This window comes from Streptomyces sp. NPDC093109 (assembly GCF_040701725.1).
In the GTDB taxonomy this organism is placed as follows: Bacteria; Actinomycetota; Actinomycetes; order Streptomycetales; family Streptomycetaceae; genus Streptomyces.
Window position 1 is genome coordinate 83,306 of sequence record NZ_JBFBEZ010000032.1, and the last position, 7,686, is coordinate 90,991.

7 protein-coding genes and 1 pseudogene are annotated in these 7,686 nt (G+C 69.4%); 7 read left to right on the forward strand and 1 reads right to left on the reverse strand.

The window, feature by feature from the left end:
• The first annotated feature begins 41 nt into the window (after positions 1-41).
• From AB0389_RS27200 to AB0389_RS27210, 3 genes are all read left to right on the forward strand, one after another.
• Positions 42-1,034 carry a sugar ABC transporter permease gene (locus AB0389_RS27200; protein ID WP_366398120.1) on the forward strand — a complete coding sequence of 331 codons (993 nt, stop codon included), beginning with the start codon at positions 42-44 and terminating at the stop codon, positions 1,032-1,034.
• Between the two features lie 25 nt (positions 1,035-1,059).
• Positions 1,060-1,962 (forward strand): carbohydrate ABC transporter permease, encoded by a 903-nt coding sequence (locus AB0389_RS27205; protein WP_366398121.1) that lies wholly within the window; start codon positions 1,060-1,062, stop codon positions 1,960-1,962.
• A 160-nt stretch (positions 1,963-2,122) separates the two neighbouring features.
• Entirely contained in the window at positions 2,123-3,991 is a 1,869-nt protein-coding gene (locus tag AB0389_RS27210) for a hypothetical protein (RefSeq protein WP_366398133.1), read from the forward strand.
• Between the two features lie 177 nt (positions 3,992-4,168).
• Here the strand turns inward: AB0389_RS27210 and AB0389_RS27215 are convergent, their stop codons facing one another.
• Positions 4,169-4,336, reverse strand: coding sequence for a hypothetical protein (locus tag AB0389_RS27215; RefSeq protein ID WP_366398122.1), 168 nt, complete (start codon positions 4,334-4,336; stop codon positions 4,169-4,171).
• A 17-nt stretch (positions 4,337-4,353) separates the two neighbouring features.
• Here AB0389_RS27215 and AB0389_RS27220 point away from each other — a divergent pair.
• The 4 genes and pseudogenes from AB0389_RS27220 to AB0389_RS27235 all read left to right on the forward strand — a co-directional run.
• Positions 4,354-4,713, forward strand: a pseudogene (locus tag AB0389_RS27220) (DUF5753 domain-containing protein); the annotation flags it as partial.
• 25 nt (positions 4,714-4,738) lie between these two features.
• Entirely contained in the window at positions 4,739-4,960 is a 222-nt protein-coding gene (locus AB0389_RS27225) for a DUF397 domain-containing protein (protein ID WP_366398123.1), read from the forward strand.
• 7 nt (positions 4,961-4,967) lie between these two features.
• Complete coding sequence (locus AB0389_RS27230) at positions 4,968-5,189, forward strand: DUF397 domain-containing protein (RefSeq protein WP_366398124.1); 222 nt, start codon at positions 4,968-4,970, stop codon at positions 5,187-5,189.
• A gap of 1,394 nt (positions 5,190-6,583) precedes the next feature.
• A partial coding sequence (locus tag AB0389_RS27235) for a S8 family serine peptidase (RefSeq protein ID WP_366398125.1) occupies positions 6,584-7,686 on the forward strand: 1,103 nt, incomplete at its 3' end.

The window sequence follows — 7,686 nt, forward strand, 5'->3', positions numbered from 1 at the left end:
GCGCGTCGAGCACAGAGCCAGGAGAAGCCAGGGAGATGAGTGTGACCACCGAGACAGTGCACAAGGCCGGGGAGGAGCCGCCGGCAGCGGTCGCCCCCGCCGGCCGCGACCGTGCCCCGGACCGCGAGCGGGAGCGTGAACGCAAGCGCGCGGCCCGCCGCCGCGCCGGGGGCTGGTGGCCGTTCCTCTTCCTGGCACCCTGGTTCATCGGCGTGTTCGGGCTGGTCATCGGTCCGATGCTCGACTCGCTCTACCTCTCCTTCACCGACTTCGACCTGCTCACCCCGGCGAAGTGGACCGGCGCCGACAACTACACCCGGATGTTCACCGAGGACCCGAACTTCTGGCAGTCGGTCCGGGTGACGCTCGTCTACGTCGGGGTCTCCGTACCCCTCAAGCTCGCCCTGGCCCTCGGCGTGGCGGTGCTCCTCAACCGGCCGCTGCGCGGACTCGGCTTCTACCGCGCCGCGTTCTATCTGCCGTCGCTGCTCGGCGGCGCGGTCGCCGTCGCCATCATGTGGCGGCAGATCTTCGGCGAGGACGGGCTCTTCAACGCGGTGCTGGGCTGGTTCGGCATCGAGGGCCAGGACTGGATCTCCTCGCCCGACACCTCCATCTACACCCTGATCCTGCTGGCGGTCTGGCAGTTCGGCACCCCGATGGTCATCTTCCTGGCCGGCCTCAAGCAGCTCCCGAAGGACGTGTACGAGGCCGCCGCCATCGACGGCGCGGGACCGTTCACCCGGTTCCGCCGGATCACACTGCCGCTGCTGACGCCGATCGTCTTCTTCAACGTGATCCTCCAGATCATCGGCTCGTTCCAGACGTTCACCCCCGCGTATGTCGTCAGCAACGGCAGCGGCGGCCCGATCGGGTCGACCATGCTCTACTCGCTCTACCTCTACAAAAAGGGCTTCGCCGACTTCCAGATGGGATACGCCTCCGCGCTGGCGTGGGTGCTGTTCCTGGTCATCGCCCTCTTCACGGCTGTGAACTTCATCGCCAGCCGCTACTGGGTTCACTACGACGACTGAGCAGTCGGCGAGGAGTACGTACGACATGTCCATGCTCGCAAAGATGACCTCCGCCACCTCCGCCACCTCCGCCACCTCCGCGAAACCGAAGGGCCCGGCGGGACCCGCCCGCCGCATCCTCGTCCACACCCTGCTGATCGGCGTGGCGCTCGTCATGCTCTATCCGCTGATGTGGATGATCAGCAGCTCGCTCAAGCCCGACCAGGAGATCTTCACCGATCCGTCCCTCTGGCCCCAGCACTTCCACCCGCAGAACTACTCCAAGGGCTGGACCGGCTCCGGCAACTCCTTCACGCTCTACCTCACCAACTCGCTGATCGTCACGATCGGCGCGGTGATCGGCAACGTACTGTCCTGCTCGCTCGCGGCCTACGCGTTCGCGCGGTTCGAGTTCCGTGGCCGGCGGATCTGGTTCGCGCTGATGCTCGGCACGATGATGCTGCCGATGCAGGCGACCCTGATCCCGCAGTACACGCTGTTCTTCAACCTCAACTGGATCAATACGTTCCTGCCGCTGATCGTGCCGAAGTTCCTCGCGACGGACGCCTTCTTCATCTTCCTGATGGTCCAGTTCATCCGCTCCATCCCGCGCGAACTCGACCAGGCGGCGATGATGGACGGCGCCAACCCCGGCCAGATCTATCTGAAGATCATCCTGCCGCTGATGAAGCCGGCCCTGGTCACCACGACGATCTTCACCTTCATCTGGACCTACGACGACTTCTTCAGCCAGCTCGTCTACCTCTCCGACAACGAGAAGTTCACCGTGCCGCTGGGGCTGACGCTCTTCCTGGACAAGACGGCCGGGTCGTCGTTCGGGCCGATGTTCGCCATGTCGGCGCTCGCGCTGCTGCCGACGCTGATCTGTTTCCTGATCTTCCAGAAGCGGCTGGTGGAAGGCTTGGCGACCTCGGGCATGAAGGGCTGACGGCACGGTGACCGAGGAAGCAAAGCGGCAACTTCCCCAATTTCCCCAACTACCCCAACTACCCCAACTACCCCAACTACCCCAACTACCCCAACTACCCCAACCTCTCCCTCTTCCCTCGCTCCCGCTCCTCCCACTCCTCCCGCACCAGTGGGCGTCGCTGCACGACCTGCCGGACGACCCGGCGGCGTACGACGCGGTCCTGGCCCGCGTCACCGAGGAGGCGTTGGCACGCCTCACCCCGGACGGCAACCTAGAGTCACCGGCCGCCGACGACGACATCGGGGACACCTCCCTGGGCATCACCGCGCTGCTCGCGCTCGCGTGGCACCGTACGAAGGACCCGAGGCTGCCCGAGGCCGTACGCCGCTCCACCGCATTCCACCTGCGCGAACGCGTCTTCCGCACGGACAACCCCGGCTACCCCAACCTGCGGACGCGCGATTCTGGCCTGCCGTACGCGCGCTATGTCCTCGCCCCCGGCGCGCATCCGATCGGCGACTGGCCGTCCACGGTGTGGGCGCTGCTCCAGGCGGTCAATGTGCTGGACGCGGCGCGCGAGGCGGCACGCGACGTGCTCGCGGAAGAGCGGCTCCTCACCCACGAGCAGTACGACGAACTGCTGACCGTCGCCCACGGCTACTGGCGCTGGCTCACCGAGGCCACGTACTTCAACCCGCAGGCCGCCGCCAACCAGGCCATCGGCTGCGTCACCGGCGGCCTGATGCTGGCCGCGCACCTGCCGGAACCGGCGGCCGGTGCCGTACGCGAGCGCGCGACACGCCTGTACGAGACGGAGATCCGCGCCCACCGCGTACGCGACCGGGGCGCCCTGCTGCCCCCCGAGCACGGCGGCGCGTACGACAACAACTACGGCCCGATCTCCCTCTCCTTCCTCGCCCAGGCCCACCGCGTCAGCGGCGCACAGGTCTTCGCCGACGACGGCGACGAACTCGCCCGCTACCTCGACGCCCGGCTCGCCGACAGCGGCTTCGACATCGGCGGCCCGCGCTACAGCGAGCAGCACTCCGCGTTCGAATCCGTCCTGGGCCTGCGCTACTTCAGCGGCCGGATCGGCGCGGACCTCGGCCGCTACCGGGGCGACACCCGCTGGTCCCGGCACGCCGTCGCGGCAGACGGCGGGGTGGACGGCCACTTCGCGTTCATGCTGGTCTGGCAGATCCAGGACACGACCCCCTGGCACCGCACACCGAGCCGCACACCGAACCGGACGCCCGCCCGCCACCAGCTGCGCGCCGGTACGGTGACGGTCTCCTTCGACGACCGGCTGACCCCGGCGCTGATCGAGGTCGCGGGCACGGTCGTCATCCCGGCGGCGGTCAACCGGCAGCACGGCTTCGGCCCGGTGAGCGAGGGGCACCTGCTGTGCCGCCCGATGGGACGGATCCGCGTCGCCGAGGCGCGCACCGCCGGCCTGACGGCCAAGCTGATCACCAAGCCGGTGGTGACCCGGGACCACACCTTGCGCCATGTGCGGACGCTGTACGTCACGGACGGCTCGCGCCTCTGGCTGACGGCGCTGGTGGAACGCCTGCCGGGATCCCCGTACCTGCTGGCCGGACTGCCGTACGTAACGGCGGAGGGCGACCGGCTGCGCCGGATCGCGGCGCAGCCCGAGGACTTCGCGGACGCCCCGGCCGGACTCCGCCTGACGCACCCGGCGGCAACGGACCCGACCGTCTTCGCCGCCACGTCACCCACCACCCAGGAGGCGGCGGCCTTCGCGCTGGCGGCGGACCCGAGGGGCTACGGCGACCCGGACGAGGGCTGGAGCCACATCGTCACGACAACGGCCCTGGAGGCCGAGCCGCTGACCGGGACCCCGGACGACCTGCACGTCTTCGCGGTGAGGTACGGCGCGAAGGGCACGCAAGGAGCGCCGGGGGAGCTGAAGGTCGAGCGGACGGCGGGCGGCCTGCTGATCAGCACGCCGGATTTCACGGCGCTGGTGGACGAGCGAGAGCCGGACCCGAACCTGACGCTTACGTCTATGGGGCGAATGGGGTGAGGACCGGCCGGAGCCGATGGATCCGGTTCGGACGGCGAAGTCCCCGTTGACGAGGCGGACTTCGCGGACGCTCCGGCCGTATTTCCGCCCGGTAGCCGACGGGCTCTCCCCGGCGTACGGGGGTGGTCTCGGAGAACTCGGCCCGGCCCGTGGAAATGCACATGTCCAGAACGCAGTTCAGACCTCCGCCGACGCCCCAGCCGGTACCTCGGGGGACACCCACACCACGCGAGCGCTGATATCCGCGCCACCGCCGAACATCCGCACCACCCGCTCCAGCGAACACACACTCAACCGGTGCCCACTGTCCACCACCACCACCTCGGCCCCCTCCTCGAACGCCATCCCCACGCCGCCACCCGCGCGATCTGCACTTCGTGATGGATCAGACCGTGCTCCAAAGGGTCATCGGGAAACCCTCGGTCATGCGCGCCCAGGTGCAGTCGCTGCTCGAAGTCGCGGAGAACCCGAACGTAACCCTTCAGGTGCTTCCGCTGGACGTGGGCGGGAGCCCGGGGCTTGAGGGTCCCTTCTCCCTCTTGACGTTGCCGGAACCGATCCCTGACTTCGGCTATGCGGAGGGTCAGGCGGGCATGTTTTACATTGAGGATCGTGAGCATGTACGAATGTGCACGCTCAGGTTCGGGATCCTTACCAAGTTGGCGCTCTCTCGCGCGGATTCCATTGATGTGATCGCCGAAGCCGTGGAGCGCTTTGCGTAGCAGTGAGACGAATCGGGAGCCATCGATGCCGCAGTCAGCCCCCCTGGTGAATGTCACATGGCGTAAGAGCACCTTCTCCGGCGGCGGCGGCGACACCGGCGGCAACTGCCTTGAGGCCGCGTTCCTGCCGGACGGCCAGATCGCGGTCCGTGACAGCAAGGACCCCGGCGTAGGGACGCTGGTCTTCTCCCGTACGGGCATGGCGGCCTGGCTGGCAGGCGTCAAGGCGGGCAAGGTCGGAGGCTGATGGCCGGATGGCAAAGGTGGACTCGTTGACGCATGTGGAGTGGCGCAAGAGCAGCTTCTCCGGGGGCAGTAACGGCGGCGGAGGCGAATGCCTTGAGGTGGCGTCCGTCTCCGGCGGCCACGTCGCGGTCCGTGACAGCAAGGACCCCGGCGTAGGGACGTTGGTCTTCTCCCGTACGGGCATGGCGGCCTGGCTGGCCGGCGTCAAGGCGGGCAAGTTCGGCGGCTGATGGCCGGTGGCTGGGCGCGGGTCAGAGCAGCGCCGAGTGGGGTGGGTCGGTGGCGCGGGTTGTTGGGTGTGGGGCCGCCCCTCCTGGTGTGAGTTTCGCGCTTCCGGGCCGGGTATCAAGGGCGCTCCTCCGTCGCGTCGGCTACGCCGATTCCGCTGCGCTCCACCCCTGACACCCGACCCTCCAGCGCAAGTGCGGCTTTTCGGGAGGGGCGGCCGGGGGGAGGGGGTTGCCCGGGGGACCGGCTGTTCTGCTACTCGGTTCAGGGTCCGGCGGGCCGGTAGGCCCTGCGGGGCTGCGCGGCAGAGGAGAGGGGCGGTCCGACACCGGCTCGGCGGCCGGCGGTCCGTTGCCGGTTGCGACACCTGCCCCGCTGGTCACTCCGGGTGGGGGAGAGGCTGATGGGACTTGTGTGGCGGCAAGTGGGCTCCCGGAGGCGGTCTCTGCATCCAGAAGGGCGTCTAACGCACCTCAGGACACATGTGCCGTCCGGAGGGACCCTCAACCGCCCGCCAAACCATCCCATATGGGACATGTTGGTGGGGGTGGGCTCCTTGATCCCGACGACTGTGACGCTGCGACCATCTGACGGGCCGGAAGTGGCTCCAACGTCACACTCCCCGCCCCCGGGCACCGCCCGGAGCCCCCGGACCGGCCCGGACCCGAGCCGGACAGCAACTCCCGCCCACCTCCCGGGCACCACAACGCAACGGTGACCAGCGGGGCATGAGTGCCGGCCAACCGGCGGTCGTCAGCCGCCGAGACGGGCCGGGCAGCCCCATGCCACTGCTGCGCAGCCCCGCAGGGCCCACTCGCCCGCCGGACCCTGAGCCGAGTGGCAGGACAGCAGACCTCCCGGGCCCCCCTCACCTCCCGGCCGCCCCTCCCGAAAAGCCGCACTTGCGCTGGAGGGTCGGGTGTCAGGGGTGGAGCGCAGCGGAATCGGCGCAGCCGACGCGACGGAGGAGCGCCCTTGATACCCGGCCCGGAAGCGCGAAACTCACACCAGGAGGGGCGGCCCCGTTCACCACAACCCCCGCCACCCACCCACCCCACTCAACGTCGCTCTGACCCGCACCCGACAACACCCCAGTGACCAGCGGGACATGAGCCGCAACCAGCACCGGACCGTCAGCCGCCCAGCCGGTGCCGCGCCACCCCACTCCACTGCCGCGCAGTCCCGCAGGGCCCACCCGCCTGCCGTACGCGGACACCCCGCACTGCGGAAATGCGGAAAAAGGGCCGTGACCGGAGCAACCACCTGGGGCTGGCGTGCATCTCTCCATCCGAAAAGATCAGCCCCGGCAGCGCGATCCAGCTATCCAACCAGCCAACGGATAAGTCCTGTTGATTCCTGCCGGCGACCAGGCGCGCAATCGTCCATGGGGGGACAGTTGTCCAGCAGCAGTAACAACAACAGCAGCAGGACCAGCAGCAGCAACAACAAGACCAACAGCAGAAGAGCCGGCGCGGCCATGGTCGCGGCCCTGCTCACCGCCGGGCTCGCCACCGGGTTCGCCCCGGCGACCGCCGCGACCGCCGCAGCCACCGCCACAACCACCGGCACTGCCGCCGCCACCCCCGCCACCCCCGCCACCCCCGCCGCCCTCGGCGGCGGTGGCACGGTGACCCTGATCACCGGTGACAAGGTGCATGTGGACGCCAAGGGCCGCGTAGGCCGGGTGGAGCCCGCCAAGGGGCGGGAAGCGGTGCGCATGTCGGTCACCCGGCACGCGGGCGCGACCTATGTCATCCCGCAGGACGCGGCCCAGCTGGTCGCGCTGGGGAAGCTGGACCGGCGGCTGTTCGATGTGACGGGGCTGCTCAAGGCCCAGTACGACGACGCGCACCGCACCACGCTCCCGCTGATCGTCTCGTACGCCAAGAACGCGAGCCGGAAGGCGGACGCGAAGGCGGCCATCGCCGACGCGGACGTCTCCGTCCGCCGCGTCCTGCCCGCCGTCACCGGCGAGGCGCTGACCGCGCCCAAGGACGAGACGGCCGACGTCTGGGACGCGCTCACCGAGCCCGGTGACACCCAGAACGAGGCGCGCGAGGCCGCCCCCGGTGTCGAGCGGGTGTGGCTGGACGGGCGGCGCAAGGTCACGCTGGACAAGAGCGTCGCGCAGATCGGCGCGCCGACGGCGTGGGGGGCCGGTTACGACGGTACGGGCGTGAAGGTCGCCGTCCTGGACACCGGGGTCGACCAGACGCACCCCGACCTCAAGGGCGTCTCGGTCCTCCGCAAGGACTTCTCGGGCTCGGGCAACACCGTCGACCACTTCGGCCACGGCACCCACGTCGCCTCGATCGTGGCGGGTTCCGGTGCCCAGTCCGGCGGCAAGTACAAGGGCGTCGCGCCCGGTGCGAAGATCCTCGATGCCAAGGTGCTGGACGACGAGGGGTTCGGTGACGACTCCGGCATCATCGCGGGCATGCAGTGGGCCGCCGACCAGGGCGCCAAGATAGCCAACCTGAGCCTCGGCGGCGAGGACAC

What these genes read in the sequence shown, in the direction of transcription:
- AB0389_RS27205 (WP_366398121.1), top strand. Translation starts at nt 1,060, where the DNA reads ATGTCCATGCTCGCAAAGATGACCTCCGCCACCTCCGCCACCTCCGCC.
- AB0389_RS27215 (WP_366398122.1), bottom strand. Translation starts at nt 4,336, where the DNA reads ATGGCGTTCGAGGAGGGGGCCGAGGTGGTGGTGGTGGACAGTGGGCAC.
- AB0389_RS27225 (WP_366398123.1), top strand. Translation starts at nt 4,739, where the DNA reads ATGCCGCAGTCAGCCCCCCTGGTGAATGTCACATGGCGTAAGAGCACC.
- AB0389_RS27230 (WP_366398124.1), top strand. Translation starts at nt 4,968, where the DNA reads ATGGCAAAGGTGGACTCGTTGACGCATGTGGAGTGGCGCAAGAGCAGC.